This is a genomic window from Pseudomonas sp. A (assembly GCF_056270345.1).
Genome location: NZ_CM149873.1, coordinates 1,835,201 through 1,853,260, shown reverse-complemented (window position 1 = coordinate 1,853,260; position 18,060 = coordinate 1,835,201). Strand labels below are relative to the sequence as shown.

Annotated in this window: 21 protein-coding genes; 5 read left to right on the top strand and 16 right to left on the bottom strand. The window is 65.2% G+C overall.

Going from position 1 to position 18,060, the window contains the following annotated elements; translation table 11 throughout:
* Position 1: 1 nt before the first annotated feature.
* Positions 2-1,180: an amino acid ABC transporter permease gene (locus AC0MAZ_RS08410; protein WP_232854682.1), complete on the bottom strand. Its 1,179-nt coding sequence runs from the start codon at positions 1,178-1,180 to the stop codon at positions 2-4.
* A 67-nt stretch (positions 1,181-1,247) separates the two neighbouring features.
* Positions 1,248-2,276: an amino acid ABC transporter substrate-binding protein gene (locus tag AC0MAZ_RS08405; protein WP_023629381.1), complete on the bottom strand. Its 1,029-nt coding sequence runs from the start codon at positions 2,274-2,276 to the stop codon at positions 1,248-1,250.
* A 335-nt stretch (positions 2,277-2,611) separates the two neighbouring features.
* Between AC0MAZ_RS08405 and AC0MAZ_RS08400 the strand changes: the two genes are divergently transcribed.
* Both AC0MAZ_RS08400 and rhlB read left to right on the top strand, forming a co-directional pair.
* Positions 2,612-3,268, top strand: a complete 657-nt coding sequence (locus tag AC0MAZ_RS08400) for an alpha/beta hydrolase (protein WP_254465292.1) — start codon at positions 2,612-2,614, stop codon at positions 3,266-3,268.
* A 92-nt stretch (positions 3,269-3,360) separates the two neighbouring features.
* Positions 3,361-4,827: an ATP-dependent RNA helicase RhlB gene (rhlB, locus tag AC0MAZ_RS08395; RefSeq protein ID WP_254465291.1), complete on the top strand. Its 1,467-nt coding sequence runs from the start codon at positions 3,361-3,363 to the stop codon at positions 4,825-4,827.
* A gap of 110 nt (positions 4,828-4,937) precedes the next feature.
* Here rhlB and moaE read toward each other — a convergent pair whose 3' ends face one another.
* From moaE to AC0MAZ_RS08355, 8 genes are all read right to left on the bottom strand, one after another.
* Positions 4,938-5,384 carry a molybdopterin synthase catalytic subunit MoaE gene (gene moaE, locus AC0MAZ_RS08390; protein ID WP_186713231.1) on the bottom strand — a complete coding sequence of 149 codons (447 nt, stop codon included), beginning with the start codon at positions 5,382-5,384 and terminating at the stop codon, positions 4,938-4,940.
* A gap of 2 nt (positions 5,385-5,386) precedes the next feature.
* Positions 5,387-5,632 (bottom strand): molybdopterin converting factor subunit 1, encoded by a 246-nt coding sequence (gene moaD, locus AC0MAZ_RS08385; protein WP_203647930.1) that lies wholly within the window; start codon positions 5,630-5,632, stop codon positions 5,387-5,389.
* On the bottom strand, positions 5,632-6,102 hold the full coding sequence (moaC, locus tag AC0MAZ_RS08380) for a cyclic pyranopterin monophosphate synthase MoaC (RefSeq protein WP_046857035.1): 471 nt from the start codon (positions 6,100-6,102) through the stop codon (positions 5,632-5,634). Before moaC ends, moaD begins: the two co-directional genes overlap by 1 nt.
* A gap of 121 nt (positions 6,103-6,223) precedes the next feature.
* Positions 6,224-7,618: a PhoH family protein gene (locus tag AC0MAZ_RS08375; RefSeq protein WP_011535580.1), complete on the bottom strand. Its 1,395-nt coding sequence runs from the start codon at positions 7,616-7,618 to the stop codon at positions 6,224-6,226.
* A 294-nt stretch (positions 7,619-7,912) separates the two neighbouring features.
* Complete coding sequence (gene phnE / locus AC0MAZ_RS08370; protein WP_203647931.1) at positions 7,913-8,680, bottom strand: phosphonate ABC transporter, permease protein PhnE; 768 nt, start codon at positions 8,678-8,680, stop codon at positions 7,913-7,915.
* Positions 8,677-9,504, bottom strand: coding sequence for a PhnE/PtxC family ABC transporter permease (locus AC0MAZ_RS08365; protein ID WP_475860853.1), 828 nt, complete (start codon positions 9,502-9,504; stop codon positions 8,677-8,679). Before AC0MAZ_RS08365 ends, phnE begins: the two co-directional genes overlap by 4 nt.
* The gene (locus AC0MAZ_RS08360) at positions 9,498-10,292 is read right to left on the bottom strand and encodes a phosphonate ABC transporter ATP-binding protein (RefSeq protein ID WP_475860852.1); all 795 of its coding nucleotides are present in this window, start codon (positions 10,290-10,292) and stop codon (positions 9,498-9,500) included. The genes AC0MAZ_RS08365 and AC0MAZ_RS08360 overlap by 7 nt, the downstream gene beginning before the upstream one ends.
* Positions 10,289-11,143, bottom strand: coding sequence for a putative selenate ABC transporter substrate-binding protein (locus AC0MAZ_RS08355; RefSeq protein ID WP_254465289.1), 855 nt, complete (start codon positions 11,141-11,143; stop codon positions 10,289-10,291). The genes AC0MAZ_RS08360 and AC0MAZ_RS08355 overlap by 4 nt, the downstream gene beginning before the upstream one ends.
* Positions 11,144-11,306: 163 nt before the next feature.
* Between AC0MAZ_RS08355 and selD the strand changes: the two genes are divergently transcribed.
* Entirely contained in the window at positions 11,307-12,341 is a 1,035-nt protein-coding gene (gene selD / locus AC0MAZ_RS08350) for a selenide, water dikinase SelD (protein ID WP_198744823.1), read from the top strand.
* On the top strand, positions 12,341-13,453 hold the full coding sequence (gene mnmH, locus AC0MAZ_RS08345) for a tRNA 2-selenouridine(34) synthase MnmH (protein ID WP_232854689.1): 1,113 nt from the start codon (positions 12,341-12,343) through the stop codon (positions 13,451-13,453). Before selD ends, mnmH begins: the two co-directional genes overlap by 1 nt.
* A gap of 270 nt (positions 13,454-13,723) precedes the next feature.
* Here the strand turns inward: mnmH and AC0MAZ_RS08340 are convergent, their stop codons facing one another.
* The 4 genes from AC0MAZ_RS08340 to AC0MAZ_RS08325 all read right to left on the bottom strand — a co-directional run bounded on the left by AC0MAZ_RS08340 (position 13,724) and on the right by AC0MAZ_RS08325 (position 16,186).
* Entirely contained in the window at positions 13,724-13,972 is a 249-nt protein-coding gene (locus AC0MAZ_RS08340) for a hypothetical protein (protein WP_475860851.1), read from the bottom strand.
* A gap of 152 nt (positions 13,973-14,124) precedes the next feature.
* Positions 14,125-14,565, bottom strand: a complete 441-nt coding sequence (locus AC0MAZ_RS08335; protein WP_203647936.1) for a Panacea domain-containing protein — start codon at positions 14,563-14,565, stop codon at positions 14,125-14,127.
* A gap of 117 nt (positions 14,566-14,682) precedes the next feature.
* Positions 14,683-15,069 carry a lysozyme inhibitor LprI family protein gene (locus AC0MAZ_RS08330; RefSeq protein ID WP_062575096.1) on the bottom strand — a complete coding sequence of 129 codons (387 nt, stop codon included), beginning with the start codon at positions 15,067-15,069 and terminating at the stop codon, positions 14,683-14,685.
* 196 nt (positions 15,070-15,265) lie between these two features.
* Positions 15,266-16,186: a LysR family transcriptional regulator gene (locus AC0MAZ_RS08325; RefSeq protein WP_203647937.1), complete on the bottom strand. Its 921-nt coding sequence runs from the start codon at positions 16,184-16,186 to the stop codon at positions 15,266-15,268.
* Between the two features lie 91 nt (positions 16,187-16,277).
* Between AC0MAZ_RS08325 and AC0MAZ_RS08320 the strand changes: the two genes are divergently transcribed.
* Positions 16,278-16,745 carry a DMT family transporter gene (locus AC0MAZ_RS08320; protein ID WP_203647938.1) on the top strand — a complete coding sequence of 156 codons (468 nt, stop codon included), beginning with the start codon at positions 16,278-16,280 and terminating at the stop codon, positions 16,743-16,745.
* Positions 16,746-16,869: 124 nt separating this feature from the next.
* On the opposite strand, the gene AC0MAZ_RS08315 is transcribed toward AC0MAZ_RS08320, so the two are convergent.
* Together AC0MAZ_RS08315 and AC0MAZ_RS08310 are read right to left on the bottom strand one after the other, a co-directional pair.
* Positions 16,870-17,409 carry a hypothetical protein gene (locus tag AC0MAZ_RS08315; protein WP_232854691.1) on the bottom strand — a complete coding sequence of 180 codons (540 nt, stop codon included), beginning with the start codon at positions 17,407-17,409 and terminating at the stop codon, positions 16,870-16,872.
* A gap of 84 nt (positions 17,410-17,493) precedes the next feature.
* The gene (locus tag AC0MAZ_RS08310) at positions 17,494-18,051 is read right to left on the bottom strand and encodes a hypothetical protein (protein ID WP_375538092.1); all 558 of its coding nucleotides are present in this window, start codon (positions 18,049-18,051) and stop codon (positions 17,494-17,496) included.
* Positions 18,052-18,060 lie beyond the last annotated feature (9 nt).

The following is an 18,060-nucleotide window of genomic DNA, read 5'->3' as shown; positions in this document are numbered from 1 at the left end:
CTCACCGTTCGATCAGCGCAATGCGCTTGTTGTACCAGTTCATCAACAGCGAAATGCTGATGCTGATGGCGAGATAGACGCTCATGGTGATGGCGATCACCTCGATGGCCTGGCCGGTCTGGTTGAGCACGGTACCAGCGAACAGCGAGACCATCTCCGGGTAGCCGATACCGGCGGCCAGCGACGAGTTCTTTGCCAGGTTCAGGTACTGGCTGGTCAGCGGCGGAATGATCACCCGCAAGGCCTGGGGAATGATCACCTTGCGCAGCGTCGGGCCTTCGCGCAGGCCCAGCGAGCGGGCCGCCTCGGTCTGGCCGTGGCTGACCGAACGGATACCGGAACGCACGATCTCGGCGATGAACGCCGCGGTATAGATGGTCAGCGCCAGGGTCAGCGCCAGCAGCTCGGGGATCAGCACCCAGCCACCGACGAAGTTGAAGCCCTTGAGCTGCGGCACTTCCCAGTGCACCGGGCTGCCGAACAGCAGCGCGCAGACGCCGGGGATGCCGATGAACAGCAGCAGGCCGACCCAGAACTTGTGGAACGGCTCGCCGGTTTCGTTGAAACGCTTGTTGGCGAAACGCACCATCACCGCGATGGCGACGATCGCCAGCACCAGCGCGATGACGAACGGCCAGAAGCCCTCGGCCATCGAGGCGCCGGGCATGTTCAGGCCGCGGTTGCTGATGAAGAAGGTGTCGTCGATGTTGATGCTGCCCCGTGGCCCGGGCAGGGTCAGGAACACGGCGAAGTACCAGAACAGGATCTGCAGCAGCGGCGGAATGTTGCGGAAGGTCTCCACGTACACCGTCGCCAGCTTGTTGATCATCCAGTTCGGTGACAACCGCGCCACGCCGATGATGAAGCCCAGCAAGGTGGCCAGGATGATGCCGATGAAGGTCACCAGCAGGGTGTTGAGCAGGCCGATGACGAACACCCGGGCATAGCTGTCCGATTCCACGTAGGGGATCAGGTGCTGGGCGATGCCGAAGCCGGCGCTGCGCTCGAGGAAATCGAAGCCCGAGGTGATGCCCCGGTGCTGCAGGTTGGTCTGCGTATTGTGGAACAGGTACCAGCCCAGGCCCACCACGAAGACCACCGTGAGGATCTGGAACAGCCACGCGCGCACACGTGGATCACTAAGGGAAAACCCTTTCCGTGCGCCGATTTGATTTTGCATGAAGTGCCCCGAAAAGAAGGGATTCGAACGACCCGCGGCGGCAGGATGCCGCCGCGGGGTGCAACCATCAGCGCACCGGTGGCGCGTACTGGATGCCGCCGTTGTTCCACAGGGCGTTCATGCCACGGTCGATCTTCAGGTCGGTGCTCTGGCCCAGGTTCTTCTCGAACACTTCGCCATAGTTGCCGACTTGCTTGACGATCTGTACTACCCAGTCCTTGGGCAGCTTGAGGTCCTTGCCATACTCGCCGTCGGCGCCCAGCAGGCGGGCGACGTCAGGGTTCTTGGTGGACTTGGCCTCGGCCTCGACGTTCTTCGAGGTGACGCCGGCCTCTTCGGCGTTGAGCATGGCGAACAGGGTCCACTTGACGATGCTGAACCACTCCTCGTCGCCCTTGCGCACCACTGGGCCCAGCGGTTCCTTGGAGATGGTCTCCGGCAACACTACGTACTCGGTCGGCGCGGCCAGCTTGGAGCGCTGGGCGAACAGCTGCGACTTGTCGGAGGTCAGTACGTCGCAACGGCCGGACTCCAGCGACTTGGCGCTTTCGTCGGAGGTGTCGAAGGTGATCGGGGTGTACTTCAGGCCATTGGCGCGGAAGTAGTCGGAGACGTTCAGCTCGGTAGTGGTACCGGCCTGGATGCAGATGGTCGCGCCATCGAGTTCCTTGGCACTGGAGACGCCGAGTTTCTTGTTGGCGAGGAAGCCGACGCCGTCGTAGTAGGTGACACCGGCGAACACCAGGCCCATGCCGGCATCGCGCGAGCTGGTCCAGGTAGTGTTGCGCGACAGCACGTCGACTTCGCCGGACTGCAGCGCGGTGAAGCGCTCCTTGGCGTTGAGCTGGCTGAACTTGACCTTGGTCGCGTCGCCGAACACGGCGGCGGCGACGGCGCGGCACACATCGGCGTCGATGCCGACGATCTTGCCTTGCGCGTCCGGTACGGAGAAGCCTGGAAGACCATCGCTCACGCCACACTGGACGAAGCCCTTCTTCTTCACCGCATCGAGGGTGGCGCCGGCCTGGGCAAAGCTGGTGGCGCCCAGCGCAGCGGCGGCGGTCAGGACTGCCAGGGTGGTTTTCAACATCTTCATCAACAACCTCCAAATCGCTCTTGTTGTATGAGCCGGAATTGCACCGCACCCTTATGAGGCGCATCCGACCCCTTGTTGGCTTGTTTTTGGGTCAATTGGCGCAATGGGCTGTTCTATGACAGCCTTCGATCCACACGAGGGGTGTTACCGCGACCGGTCCACCTCTTCGCATGGCAAGGACGTAGCAAAGGGCGTACCACAGTCGAAGGCTTAAGCGATTAAGCGGTAGTCAAGTAGTAAAAGTTGTAGAGTTGCGACATCTTTTTCTGGCATTAACCTCCAATGCCTTCTTTTTACGCACTACATAAGTACGCAAGCACTCTTTCGGAGCAGTCATGACCAACCCGCTGATCCTCGAACCGCAGAAAACCGCCGACGCCTGTGTGATCTGGTTGCACGGCCTGGGGGCCGACCGTTACGACTTCCTACCTGTGGCGGAATTTCTCCAGGAACGCCTGCTGAGCACTCGCTTCATCATGCCCCAGGCGCCAACGCGCGCGGTGACCATCAACGGTGGCTACGAAATGCCCAGTTGGTACGACATCAAGGCCATGACCCCGGCGCGGGCCATCGACGAAACGCAGCTGGAGGAATCGGCCGATCAGGTCATTGCCCTGATCAAGGCGGAACAGGCCAAGGGCATCAACCTATCGCGCATCGTCCTCGCCGGTTTCTCCCAGGGCGGCGCCGTGGTGCTGCACACCGCCTATATAAAGTGGCAGGAAGCCCTGGGCGGGGTGATCGCACTGTCCACCTACGCACCGACCTTCACCGACGCCCAGCAGCTGAGCGCCTGCCAGCAGCGCACCCCGGCGCTGTGCCTGCACGGCGTGCATGACTCGGTGGTGATCCCGTCGATGGGCCGCACGGCGTTCGAATACCTCGATACCTGGGGTGTGGCTGCCCAATGGCACGAGTACCCCATGGAACACGAAGTGGCGGTGGCCGAGCTGTCCGACATCCACGACTGGCTGAGCCGCCAGCTGAAGTGATCGTGTAGCCCAGGATGCATTGCACTACGCCGCGCCCGATTCTTGCATTACACTGCCCGGCGTACATTCCTTAACCAGTTGACGAGACGACCGTGCTCAAGGCACTCAAGAAAATATTCGCCAAGGGAGACGCCACGCCGCAGGCCGCCGAGCCCGTCGCCGTGACCCCGCCCGCGCCGGCTGCGCAACCCGCCGTCGAAAAGGCGCCAGCGCGCCAGCACGCCAAGCCCAGGGCCGCGGCAAAACCGCAGGCCGAACCCCAGCCCGCCGACCAGCCGCGCGTCGAACAGCCCGCCCGTGACAAGCCGCGCCGCGAACGCAAGCCCAAGCCTCAGGCCAGCCTGTGGAAACCCGAGGACTTCGTGGTCGAGCCGCAGGAAGGCAAGACCCGCTTCCACGACTTCAAGCTCTCCAACGAGCTGATGCACGCCATCCACGACCTCGGTTTCCCTTACTGCACGCCGATCCAGGCCCAGGTCCTGGGCCACACCCTGCGTGGCCAGGACGCCATCGGCCGAGCCCAGACCGGCACCGGCAAGACCGCCGCGTTCCTGGTCTCGATCATCTCGCAGCTGCAGCAGGTGCCGCCGCCCAAGGAGCGCTACATGGGCGAGCCGCGGGCGCTGATCATCGCCCCGACCCGCGAGCTGGTGGTACAGATCGCCAAGGATGCCCAGGCCCTGACCAAGTACAGCGGCCTGAACGTGATGAGCTTCGTCGGCGGCATGGACTTCGACAAGCAGCTCAAGTCGCTGGAGGCCCGCCACTGCGACATCCTGGTGGCCACCCCCGGCCGCCTGCTGGACTTCAACCAGCGCGGCGAGGTGCACCTGGACATGGTCGAGGTGCTGGTGCTGGACGAAGCCGACCGCATGCTCGACATGGGCTTCATCCCCCAGGTCCGCCAGATCATCCGCCAGACCCCGCCCAAGAGCGAGCGCCAGACCCTGCTGTTCTCGGCCACCTTCACCGACGATGTGATGAACCTGGCCAAGCAGTGGACCACCGATCCGGCCATCGTCGAGATCGAGCCGGAGAACGTGGCCAGCGAGACCGTCGAGCAGCACGTCTACGCCGTGGCCGGCAGCGACAAGTACAAGCTGCTGTACAACCTGGTCACGCAGAACAAGTGGGAACGGGTGATGGTGTTCGCCAACCGCAAGGACGAGGTGCGACGCATCGAGGAGAAACTGGTGCGCGACGGCATCAACGCCGCCCAGCTGTCGGGTGACGTGCCGCAGCACAAGCGCATCCGCACCCTGGAGAATTTCCGCGAAGGACGCATCAGCGTGCTGGTGGCCACCGACGTGGCCGGCCGCGGCATCCACATCGACGGCATCAGCCATGTGATCAACTTCACCCTGCCGGAAGATCCGGACGACTACGTGCACCGTATCGGCCGTACCGGCCGTGCGGGCAGCAGCGGTGTGTCGATCAGCTTTGCCGGCGAGGACGATTCGTACCAGCTGCCAGCGATCGAAGAGCTGCTGGGGCGCAAGATCAAGTGCGAGATGCCGCCGGACGAGCTGTTGAAGCCGGTGCCGCGCAAGCATCATTGATCAGTGGTGACTTCTTCGCGGGTAAACCCGCTCCCACAGGCACGCATGATCCCTGTGGGAGCGGGTTTACCCGCGAACCGGGGCCCAAGCCCCGGCCATCCACAACAGGCCTACCAGCGCCCCGCCGCATCCTGATCGCTCTGCTTACCCTCGACCCAGCGCGGCCCTTCCCGGGTGTTCTCCTTCTTCCAGAACGGCGCCCGGGTCTTCAGGTAATCCATGATGAAATTGCAGGCATCGAACGCCGCCTGGCGGTGCGCGCTGGCCACGCCGACGAAGACGATCGGCTCGCCCGGCTCCAGGGCGCCGATGCGGTGCAGCACCTCGACCTTGAGCAACGGCCAGCGCTGCTCGGCCTCGACCACGATCTTGGCCAGGGCCTTCTCGGTCATCCCCGGGTAGTGCTCGAGGAACATCCCGGCCACATCCAGGCCATCGTTGAAGTCGCGCACGTAGCCGACGAAACCGACTACCGCCCCCACGCCGACATTGGCGGCGTGCATGGCGTTGACCTCAGCGCCCGGGTCGAAGGCCGCCTGCTGGACACGTACGGCCACGGTCAACCTCCGGTCACGGGTGGGAAGAACGCGATCTCGTCACCCTCTTCCACTGGCTCATCGAGCCGGCACAGCTCTTCGTTGCGGGCGCACATCAGGTTCTGCTCGGCCAGCACCGCATAATGCCCGCCCTTGCCCACCAGGGCCTGGCGCACATCCTCCAGTACCTTGAAGTCACCTTCCAGGCGCTCGGCATCGACGCCCAGCAACTCACGGTAGCGGGCGAAATACATGACCTTGACCTTCATCACCCCTCCACCTTGTAGTGGCCGCTCTTGCCGCCGGTCTTCTCCAGCAGGCGCACTTGCTCGATGACCATGCCCTTGTCCACCGCCTTGCACATGTCGTAGATGGTCAGCGCGGCGACGCTGGCGGCGGTCAGGGCTTCCATCTCGACGCCGGTCTGCCCGGCCAACTTGCAGCGGGCGACGATATGCACCACATCCTCGCCTTCGGCGGCCAGCTCGACCTTGACGCCGGTAAGCATCAGCGGATGGCACAGCGGGATCAGGTCGCTGGTCTTCTTCGCCGCCTGGATGCCGGCGATGCGCGCCACGGCGAACACGTCGCCCTTGGGATGTTGGCCATCGACGATCATGCGCAGGGTGTCCGGCAACATGCGCACCCGCGCCTCGGCAATCGCCTCGCGCGCGGTCACGGCCTTTTCAGTGACGTCGACCATGTTGGCGCGCCCCTGGGAATCAAGATGAGTCAGCACTGCTCTGCTCCTGGGTAGGGAATACAGAGTGTAAACCTGCAGGTCAGCTTTGAGCAGAGGGCAGATCAGCGCATCGCGGGGTAAGCCCGCTCCCACGACGAATCGTGGGAGCGGGCTTGGGTTACAGATGCGACTCGGCGTACTCGGCCAGCACCGAGCGCGGCACGCCCTGCAGGGTGATGTGAACGCCGTGGGGGAAGTCCTTGAAGCGTTCGGTCAGGTAGGTCAGCCCGGAGCTGGTGGCCGACAGGTACGGCGTGTCGATCTGCGCCAGGTTGCCCAGGCAGACCACCTTGGACCCGTTCCCCGCGCGGGTGATGATGGTCTTGATCTGGTGCGGCGTGAGGTTCTGGCACTCGTCGATGAGGATCAGGCTCTGCTGGAAGCTGCGACCCCGGATGTAGTTCAGCGACTTGAACTGCAACGGCACCCGCTCGAGGATGTACTCGACACTGCCGTGGGTGCTCTCGTCGTCCATGTGCAGCGCTTCGAGGTTGTCGGTGATGGCGCCCAGCCAGGGCTCCATCTTCTCCGCCTCGGTGCCCGGCAGGAAGCCGATCTCCTGGTCCAGCCCCTGCACGCTACGGGTGGCGATGATGCGCCGGTAGCGCTTGCTGACCATGGTCTGCTCGATGGCCGCGGCCAACGCCAGGATGGTCTTGCCGGAGCCGGCGGCGCCGGTGAGGTTGACCAGGTGGATATCCGGGTCGAGCAGGGCGAACAGCGCCAGGCTCTGGTGGATGTCCCGCGGCTTGAGGCCCCAGGCTTCCTGGTGCAGCAGCGGTTCCTGGTGCAGGTCGAGCAGCAGCAGCTCGTCGTTGCGGATGCCCTTGATCCAACCGACGAAGCCCTGTTCATCGATGATGAACTCGTTGATATGCACCGCCGGCAGGTTGTCGATCAGTTGCACCCGGTGCCAGGTACGGCCGCGTTCCTGGCGGGTGTCGACCTTGCTCACGCGGTCCCAGAACGACCCTGTGACCGAGTGATAGCCCTTGGACAGCAAGGACACGTCGTCGACCAGCTGGTCGGTGCTGTAGTCCTCGGCGGCAATCCCGCAGGCACGCGCCTTCAGGCGCATGTTGATGTCCTTGGTCACCAGCACCACGTCGAGGTCCTTGCGCTTGGCGCGCAGGTCCAGCAGCTGGTTGATGATGATGTTGTCGGCGAGGTTTTCGGGGAGCAGGCGGTTCGGCTCGTTGCGCGTGCTCATGAGGATGGACAGGAAGCCCTTGGGCCCGCTCTTGCCGCGCTGGATCGGCACGCCCTGCTCGACATCGCTGGGCGAGGCATCACCGAGGGTCTGGTCGATCAGGCGGATGGCCTGGCGACACTCGGCGGCGATGGTGTGTTTACCGGTCTTGAGCTTGTCGAGTTCCTCCAGCACCGTCATCGGTATGGCGACGTGGTGCTCCTCGAAGTTGAGCAGGGCGTTGGGGTCGTGAATCAGGACGTTGGTATCGAGCACATACAGGATTGGCTGGTTGGAGGAAGGGTTGCGTCCTTGGTCATCCATACTCGTTCACCTTATGTGAAAGCCACACGGCGCGAACGGCTGCGCCGCAGAGTGACTGCCGTTCTTCCCGTATCCGCGTCGTTACGGGCGGGAAGCTCACCTGGCAAAAGGGGCGTGGATGACGCCACCTGTGCTGCAGGGTTCGGCTGTCTGATTCCTTGATACCGCAAAAACCATGACCGAAAAAAGTCTTTTTACGCTCTAGTGAAGTTTATTTTTCGGATTGACGAACAGGGCTTGGCGCGAGGCCGGAGCGGGACTACAGTCAGAGATCAGGTAGCGCATCAAGCCCGTTCAGGCGCGCACGAAACGCTGGCGCAGCACATTGCTCAGGGCATCCACCAGCAGCACCAGCAACAGCATGGCGATGATCACCGTGCTGGCCTGGGCCTCCTGGAACAGGCTCAGGGTCGCGTAGAGCATCTGTCCCAGCCCGCCCGCCCCCACGAAGCCCAGCACGCTGGCCATGCGGATGTTGTTTTCCCAGCGATACAGGCTGTACGCCAGCAGTTGTGGCCACAGGTTGGGCAACGTGCCGAAACAGAACGCCGCCACCTGGCTGCCGCCTTGCAGGCGGATCGCCGTCGCAGGCTCAGGCGGCGCATTCTCCAGCGCCTCGGCGAACAGCCGCCCCAGCACCCCGGCGGTGTGCAGCGCCAGCGCCAGGGTGCCGGCATTCGGCCCCAGGCCCGCCGCCAGCACGGTCAGCGCCGCCCAGACCAGCTCCGGAATCGCCCGCAGCGCATTGAGCAGCAGGCGCGCCGCGCCCTGCAACGGCCAGCCAAAGCGTCCGGCGGCCGGCAGCGCCAGCATCAGGCCGAGCAGTATTGCCAGCAGTGTCCCCATCCCCGACATCGCCAGCGTTTCCAAGGCGCCGCGCCCAACCGCCCGCAGGTGCGCCACAGAGAGGTCCGGGTGCAGGAAACGCGCCGCGTATTCCCCCATCTGCGCCGGCCCACCGCTGCCGACAACCGCTGCCAGGTCCAGCTCCAGGTAGGCGAACGACGCCAGCACCGCCGCCAGGATCGCGACAATCACCAGCCCATTGATCACCCGCCTCATGCGAGCCTCCCGCGCAGGAAGCGGCTGAGCAGGTCGGCCAGCATCACCAGCAGCAGGAAGGTCAGCAGCATGCTCGCCACCTCGGCGCCGGCGAACATGCGCATCGACAGGTCGATCTGCTGGCCGAGGCCGCCGGCGCCAACGAAGCCCATCACCACCGAGGCGCGCACCGCGCATTCCCAGCGGTACACGGTGTAGGACACCACCTCGCTCGCGGCCTCGGGCAGGGTGCCGTAGAGAAACGCCGACAGCCGGCTGCTGCCGGCCTGGAGCAAGGCATGGGCCGGGCGCTGGTCCACCGATTCGAAGATCTCCGCGTAGACCTTGCCGAGCATGCCGCTGTAGGTAATGGCGATGGCCAGCACCCCGGCGGTCGGGCCCAGGCCCACGGCGCGGACGAACAGCAGTGCCCAGACGATCTCCGGCACGCTGCGCAGGAAGATCAGCACGCCGCGCACCGGCAGGCGCGCAGCGCGTGACCATGGTCCCAGACGTCCACCATTGGAAGCCGCCCGCAGCGACAACGCCCGGCTGGCCAGCAGGCTGGCCGGGACTGCCAGCAGCAACGCCAGGGTCATGCCCGCCGTGGCCACGGCCAGGGTCTGCACGGTGGCGGTGAACAGCAGGTCGAGAAACCCGGCGTCGTGGGCCGGGGGCCAGAACGCGCTGACGAAGCTGGCCATCTGCCGGCGGTTCTCGGCCTGCAACAGCACGCCGGGGTCGAGTTCGCTCAAGCGCAGGCCCGGCCACAGCAACGCCAGGCCCAGCAGGGTCAACAACAAGCGGGGGATGGCAGCGGGATCGCGCTGGTCAGTGCTCAGCATCGCGGGATCTGCACCTGCAGGCTCGCCGTCGCGGCGACAGGCGAGGCCAGTTGCTCGTTGGCGTACAAGGCATCGAGCATCGCTTCGCTGACCGCTGCTGCCGGACAATCGAACGCCACCTGCCCGGCACGAATACCGATGATGCGCGGAAAATGCGCCAGGGCGAGCTCAACCGCGTGCAGGCTGGCGACCAGGGTCACGCCATGGGCCTGGGCATGACGGTTGAGCAACGCCAGGCTATGGTCGGCCAGCACCGGGTCCATGGCCGAGACCGGCTCGTCGGCCAGCAGCACTTCGGGTTGCTGGTACAAGGCGCGGGCGATGCCGACCCGCTGCAACTGGCCACCGGACAACTGCCCGCATTGGGCGAACAGCTTGTCGGCCATGCCCAGCTCGGCCAGCGCCGCACGGGCACCGGGTACATCGCCGGGGTGGATCAGGTTGAGCAGCCCGCGCAGCGTGCCCCACTGCCCCAGGCGCCCCGCCAGCACGGCGGTGACCACCCGCTGGCGCGGCGGCAGGGGCGGCGCCTGGTGCACCAGGCCGACCCGTGCGCGCAGGCGCTGGCGAGCCCTGGCAGACAATGCCCAGGGTTGCTCGCCCAACAGTTCCAGGCGCCCTTCACTGGGCGGCACGGCAGTGGCCATCAGGTGCAGCAGGCTGGACTTGCCGGCCCCGGACGGGCCGATGATCGCCACCCGCTCGCCCTGGCCGAACTGCAGGTCCACCGCGCTCAAGGCCTGGACCTGGCCATGGCGCACACTGGCGCCCTGAACACGGATACTCACTTGAGCAGGCCGGCCTCACGCGCAGCTTGCTCGGTGCCCTTGTAGTTCTCGGGCTTGGTCTCGATGAAGCGGCTGGCGGCCTGCAGGTCGAGGATCGCCTTGTCCGCAGGTTTGGCCGGATCCAGGGCAAGGAAGGCCTGCTTGATCTTCTCTTTCAGCGCCGGGTCCATATTGCCGCGCACGGTCCAGTTGTAGTCGAAGTACTCCGGCGTGGTGGCAAACACCTTGACCTTGCTGGTATCGACCTTGCCCGCCGCAACCAGCTTGTCCCAGACGCTGGCATTGAGCACGCCGGCATCGGCCTTGCCGGCCTGGACCCAGGCGGCGGTGGCATCGTGGGCGCCGGAATAGGCGACGCGGCTGAAGTACTCCTCGGGCTTGATGTTGTCGTTCTTGAGCATGAAGTAACGCGGCATCAGGCTGCCCGAGGTGGACGAAATCGAACCGAAGGCGAAGGTCTTGCCCTTCAGGTCCTTGAGGCTCTTCACGTCCGGGTTGGCGGTGATGAACTTGCTGGTGAACTTGGCATCCTGCTCACGCTGCACCAGCGGCGTGGCCTTGGGATCCTTCAGGTGCACCTGGACGAAGGTGAAGCCCCCCAGCCAGGCCAGGTCCAGGCGATCGCTGGCCAGCGACTCGACCACCGCCGGGTAGTCGGCCACCGGCACGAACTGCACCTTCATGCCCAGCTGCTGCTCGAGGTATTCGCCCAGCGGCTTGAACTTGCGCAGCAGTTCGGTTGGCGCCTCGTCGGGGATGGCGCTGACGCGCAGCACATCGGCGGCCTGGGCGACCACCGCGCAGCAGGACAGCGCGAGGCCGGCAAACAGGGCCAGGGGGCGTTTGAGCATGGGGATTCTCCGGTTCGATAGCGGGGCATGAGTCGATGGCGCATCGCAGGTCTGCGTGGGAGCGGGCTTGCCCCGCGATGCTGATAAACGAGGGAAGTATAAGAGCCGCAGGCACAAAGGCCAGCTTTGCTACAATCGCGCATCACGAAAAGTCGAGGTGCACATGAGCGAGCCGATTCGTCTGACACAGTACAGCCACGGCGCTGGCTGTGGCTGCAAGATTTCTCCCAAGGTCCTGGATGTGATCCTCGCCGAGAGCGGCACCCAGGCCCTCGACCCGAAACTCTGGGTCGGCAACGCCTCGCGCGACGACGCCGCCGTCTACGCCCTGGATGACGAGCGTGGGGTGGTCTCGACCACTGACTTCTTCATGCCCATCGTCGACGACCCGTACGACTTCGGCCGCATCGCCGCCACCAACGCCATCAGTGACATCTACGCCATGGGCGGCGATCCGCTGATGGCCATCGCCATCCTCGGCTGGCCGGTCAACGTGCTGCCGCCGGAGGTCGCCCGCGAGGTGATCCGCGGTGGCCGCGCCGTGTGCGCCGAAGCGGGTATCCCGCTGGCCGGCGGCCACTCCATCGACGCCCCCGAACCGATCTTCGGCCTGGCCGTGACCGGCGTGGTGAGCAAGCGCCACCTCAAGCGCAACGACACCGCCAGCGTCGGCTGCCGCCTGTACCTGACCAAGCCGCTGGGCATCGGCATTCTCACCACCGCCGAGAAGAAGGCCAAGCTGCGCGAGCAGGACCAGGGCCTGGCCCGTGACTGGATGTGCACCCTCAACACCCCGGGCAGCCGCTTCGGCAAGCTCGACGGCGTGCAGGCGATGACCGACGTCACCGGTTTCGGCCTGCTCGGCCACCTGGTCGAAGTCGCCGAGGGCAGCGGCCTCACCGCCCGCCTGCAGTTCAATGCCGTGCCGCGCCTGCCCAGCGTCGAACACTACCTGGCCGAGGGCTGCATCCCCGGCGGCACCCTGCGCAACTTCGACAGCTACGGCCACAAGATCGGCGCGCTGAGCGACGAGCAGAAGCACCTGCTGTGCGACCCGCAGACCAGCGGCGGCCTGCTGGTGGCGGTCACCCCGCAGGGCGAGGCCGAATTCCTCGCCGTGGCGCGGGAACTGGGGCTCGAGCTGGCGCCGATCGGCGAGCTGGTCGAGCGACAGAGCCACGCAGTCGAGGTGATCTGATGCGCCCCGACTGCACCGAGCTGAAACAGCTGTTCCTCGACGACGTGCCGATGATGGACATGCGCGCGCCGATCGAATTCACCAAGGGCGCCTTCCCCGGCGCCGTCAACCTGCCGCTGATGAACGACCAGGAGCGGCAGAAGGTCGGCACCTGCTACAAGCAGCAGGGCCAGGCCGCCGCCATCGCCCTGGGCCATCAGTTGGTCAACGGCGCGCTCAAGCAGCAGCGCCTGGAAGCCTGGGCCGCGTTCACCCAGGTCCATCCCGACGGCTACCTCTATTGTTTCCGTGGCGGTCTGCGCTCGCAGATCGTCCAGGGCTGGCTCAAGGACGCCGGCATCCAGTATCCGAAGGTGGTGGGCGGCTACAAGGCCATGCGCACCCTGCTGATGGATACCACGCTGCAGGCGGTGCAGCAGTGCGAGTTCGTCCTGCTGGGCGGACTGACCGGCACCGGCAAGACCGATGTGCTGCACCAGCTGGACAACGTGCTCGACCTCGAAGGCCACGCCAACCACCGCGGCTCCAGCTTCGGCAAGCGCGCCACGGCGCAGCCGGCGCAGATCGATTTCGAGAACGCGCTGGCCATCGACATCCTCAAGAAACGCGAGCGTGGCACCGGCCAGTTCGTGCTCGAGGACGAAGGCCGCGTGGTCGGCAGCTGCGCGGTGCCGCTGGAGCTGTACCAGGGCATGCAGCGCTATCCGCTGGTGTGGCTTGAAGACAGCTTCGAGCATCGCGTGGAACGCATCCTGCGCGACTACGTGATCAACCTGTGCGCCGAATACATCGCCGTGCACGGTGCAGAGGCCGGCGGCCCACTGTTCGCCGAGCGTATGCGCCAGAGCATGGCCAACATCCACAAGCGCCTGGGCGGCGAACGCTTCCAGCGGCTGTCGACGTTGCTCGACCAGGCGCTGGAGGAGCAGTTGCGCAGTGGTGACGTGAGCCTGCACCGAGGGTGGATCGAAGGGCTGCTCAAGGAGTACTACGACCCGATGTACGCCTACCAGCGTGAGGCCAAGGCACAGCGGATCGAGTTCGCCGGAGACGGCGTGGAGGTGCGCGAGTACCTGAAGGCCCGGGCACGACGCGCGCACCGCAGCGCCTGAAGCTCGGGCAAGACCGCTCCAATGGAACTGCAAATGACTGATTGATTTAGCAGGGACCTGTGGGAGCGGCTTTAGCCGCGAACACCGGCGAAGCCGGTGCCAGGCACCGCGTTGGATTCTTCGCGGGTAAACCCGCTCCCACAGTCGCGCAGGGAGCTGACTTCGCGGGTAGTCCGCGCACCCTGTGGGAGCGGGCTTGCCCGCGAACACCGGCAAAGCCGGTGCCATACCCCGCTTGACTAGCCCACCAAAGGACCACTGCACTTCGCGTCAATGCTTGTACAACTTGAACTCACGATCTATCCAGATCACATGGAAGATCCGCCCGCTGCGATACCCCACCATCGCCACCAGATCGAAAGCCCTGAACGCCAGCAACCGAACATCCTCGGTGAGAAATGAAGGCAACACAGCCCTGATACTGCCGCGTGAAATCGTCTCCGTGCCATAACCGTGTCGATCGAGCTGGCGGATCTCTCGCCACGTGCGTTGGCTGATCTGGCGCAGTCGCTCGAGCATCCGCGCCCGCTCCGCCTGCTGGCAATCCTGGATGCACCAACCTGATTGCAGGTGCTCCAGTGAGAACACTGGTGGGCGCAGCCTGCCGCTTGGCGTGTCCTGACCTGATTTCCCTGGGCGTCTCGCTCCTTGAGTCGCTTGCGTACCATTGCTCAGTTCACCAGGTGGTTCCTGAAGTAGCGCTGCATTTCGTCCCGGGGAATTTCCCGGCTGAAAGCGCCCTCCTGATAATTGTCCCGCCAGGGGTCTTCTTCATGGGTCAGTTGGCGGAGCTTCCACGCCGAATACTGCCCATAAACCTCGAAGACCTCCTTGATCAGACGGGCCTGCTCCCGGGAAAAGCAGGTCGGCTCGAACACGGCAGGCACCGGAATCGGGTTCGAGCCGTGCTGGCTGAACCGGCGGTAGAGGTCGGGCACCACCGGGCCATGCATCCAGGCCTCGATTCGCTCTTCGAACAACGGCCCGCCCAGCAAGACCAAGCTGAAGCCCTGCGCGTAATAAACCAGCTTCTGCAGCTTCAGGTTCGAGATTTCACCCGCCTCGCCTTCCAGCGTGAGGAAGTAGTTGGCGACATCGGTGCTGTCAGGCATGTGCTCCTCCCTTGGTGAACAAGCTGTCCATGAGCTATACAAAAATACAGCCATCAAGGTCGCGGCGATACCCTTCAGCCGACCAGATCAACCACCAATCTGTAAGCTGATGCTGCGCTACTGCCCCGGACTGAGCACACGCTCCAGCTCCGCCGCCCGGTCCTTGCTCATGTCCATCTCGCACATCGCGCCTTCGATGCGGTAGATGCTGCCGTTGCTCAACTTGCCGTGGAACGCGCAGTTGCCGTCGCGGTACTTCATCCAGGTACGCTGGACTTCGCGCAGGTCCTTCTGCTGCTGGCTGTCGAGCTTGGCCATCAACTGCTTGTAGACCCGGTTCAGCCGGTCATCCTGTAGCTGGGTCTCGGCCTGGATACAGGCGCCCATGGCCAAGGTGCTGGAGGCCTTGTCCATGCACTGGGTGTAGGTGGGCGAATAGTCTTCGGCCTGGGCAGCGGTCGCGATCAGCAGGGCGGCAACGCCGGGCAGGTAACGCTTGAACATGGGCATTCCTTCTCGCTTAGGGTCTTGGCACAGCCTAGTGTCCTGTCTCGGAAATACGTTCTCTTTTGGCGAGTGGCTTGGGTGTTCGGGCAAGGCGCCGCGACGAGTCATAGCAGGGCTATGGCGAGGAGTGGCAACGCCGGCCGGGCGCCCAAGACGCCGCCAAAAGTGAACAGCTTATTTCCGAGACAGGACACTAGCACCCTGCCACGCTTTCGTTCACGCACAGCGCCTGGATCCGCGCCCGCAGCCAGCGGTGCCCGGCATCGCCGTCACGCCGCGAATGCCAGGCCTGGGCGAAGGCGAACGGCGAGATCGCCAGGGGCGGCGCGAACTGGCGCAGCGCCGGGTCCAGCCGGGCACCGGCGAGGCTGCGCCGGGCCACGGTGAGCACCAGATCGGTCCCGGCAATGAGGCTTTGGGCCACACCCCAATGCGGCAGGGTCAAGGCGATGCGCCGACGTGCGCCCAAGCTGGCCAGGGCCTGGTCGATCTCGTTGTCGATGCCGGGGCGTACCGCCACCAGCACATGGGGCCGCGCCAGCCACGGGTCGAGCGCCAGGCCGCCACGGGGCGGCAGGCTGGCGCGGTCGGCCAGGCAGACGAAGGATTCCTCGAACAGCACCTGCTGGGCCATCTCCGTCGGCAGCTCCGGGAACACGCCCAGCGCCAGGTCCGCTTCGCCGTCGATCAATTGGCCGAGCATCGCCTCACGGCTGCCCTGGGACACCACCAGGTCAATGCCCGGCGCTTCGCGCCGCAGCAGGCGCATCAGCGCTGGCAGCACCACGCGGGCGCCGTAGTCGGACATGGCCAGGCGAAAGGTACGCCGTACCCGCGCCGGCTCGAAGCCCGGCGTGCCGAGCAATCCGTCGAGTTGCTGCAACGCCTCCTGCAACGGCGCTTGCAAGGCCTCGGCACGGGCTGTCAGTTGCAGGCGGCCACCGCGTCGCACCAGCAGCGGGTCGGCGAAGAGCTCGCGCAACTGCGCCAGGGCATGGCTGACCGCCGGCTGGCTGCGGTGCAGGCGCAGGGCCGCGCGGGAGACATGTTGCTCGCTGAGCAAGGCGTGCAAGGTCAGCAGCAGGTTCAGGTCGATGCGGCGCAAATCATCCATGGTACGAATACAGCCTGTGCGAAGTTCGAATTTCCATCATTGAAATGCATGATCGAGACTGAGGCCAGTGTTCTTATCTGGAGTAGACACCATGCCCGCCAGCCTCTTCGCCGCCCTCCCCTTGCTCATCGCCCTCCTTGCAGGCGCCGCCGTGCCGTTCCAGGCGGGCAGCAACGCCGCGCTCGGGCGCCTGCTCGGCCATCCGCTGTGGGCCGCCGGGGTGTCGTTGCTGGTCAGCCTGCTGATGCTGGTGCCGGCCCTGCTGCTGATGCGCGCGCCGCTGCCGCAGGTGCAGCAACTGGCCCATGCGCCCTGGTGGGCCTGGTTCGGCGGGGTCGCCGGGGTGCTGTACATCACCGCCGCGCTGGTGCTGACGCCGCGCCTGGGGGCAGCCGGGTTCATCGTCTGCGTGGTGGCCGGGCAGGTGCTGTCGTCGCTGCTGATCGACCAGTTTGGCTTGATGGGGTTGCCGGAGCGGCCGGTGAACCTGTTGCGGCTGGCGGGGGTGGGGATGATCGTGATCGGGATGATCGTGGTGCAGTGGGGAACGGTGCGTTGAGGGCCATCAAGTGCCCGCCGCTCGCCTTGCAGCGAACACTTGGTGGCCCTCACTCGGTCAACAATCCTCGCACCCAAAGACCTTGAAAGAGCTGGCATTAAGGGCCTTGTCGCAGGGCAATCCATCACAAGCTGCGCGGCTGCTCCGGCGGCACGATCACCTTGTGCGGCTCGAAGCGCAGCGAGGGCATCTGCGTACCGGCATACAGCGCCACGCTCAGGGCAGCGATCAGCGCCACATCGAGCCAACCCCAGCCCGGCACATCCGCCGCCGAGCGCGCCTTCCAGCACCACCACAGCTGCCCCAGGCAGAACACCAGGATCGCCAGCAGCCACAGGTAGAAGCCCACGCCGAAGCCGGTCACATCCTGGAAGGCGTAGCTCTGGTTGTCCGGCAAGCGGCTGATGGCAAAACTGCTGGCCGCCAGGTACAACGCCACCAGGCCGCATACCAGCGCCAGGCGGCGGAACCGTCGATGGGCGAGGATAGCCAGCGCCAGCAGCGGATTGGCGAACCACTGGTACAGGCCGAAGGCGATGCCCCAGGGGCCGTAGAGCAGCATCTGCAGCGCCGGCACATGCCGCCCGGCGCCCGTCAGGGCACCGTCGAAAGCCAGGCTCAGCAGGTACAGGGCCAGGCTTGTGGTCAGGTAGAAAGCGGGCAAGTCAGGTACCTGGAGAAAACGGGACAAGCTGCGACCTTAACCCAGCCCCTGTCGACTTTCCAAACCCATCCGGGCCGCACCGCATCAGCGTGTCGCAGCCTGCTCCGGCAACTCGTCGGCGCCGCTCGGCTGGACGCGCAGGCTCGGCATCTGCGTCCCGGCGTAGATCGTCGCCACCAGCACCGTGATCAGCACACCATCGAACCAGCGCCAGCCCGGCACATCCGCCGCCGAACGCACCTTGCGGCACCACCAGGCCTGCCCGACGCAGAACAGCAGGATCGCCAGTGTCCATAGATAGTAACCGGCGCCAAAACCCGTCAGGGGCAGGAAGTTATAGCTGCGGTTGTCCGGCACCCGTTCGATGCCAAGGCAACTGAGCGCCAGGCCCAGCGCGATCACCCCGGCTGCAAGCGCCAGCCGGCGAAAGCGCCGATGGGCGAGCAGCGCCAGGCCCAGCAGCGGATTGGCAAACCACTGGTACTGCCCGAAGGCAATGCCCCAAGGGCCCATGAGCAGTATCTGCAAAGCAGGCATATGCCCATCGACGCCCATCAGGATGCCGTCGAAACACAGGCATAGCAGGAACAGCAGCAAGGTGAACGTCACATATAAAACAGGCAAAACACGGGCTCCATCCATCAATAAAAG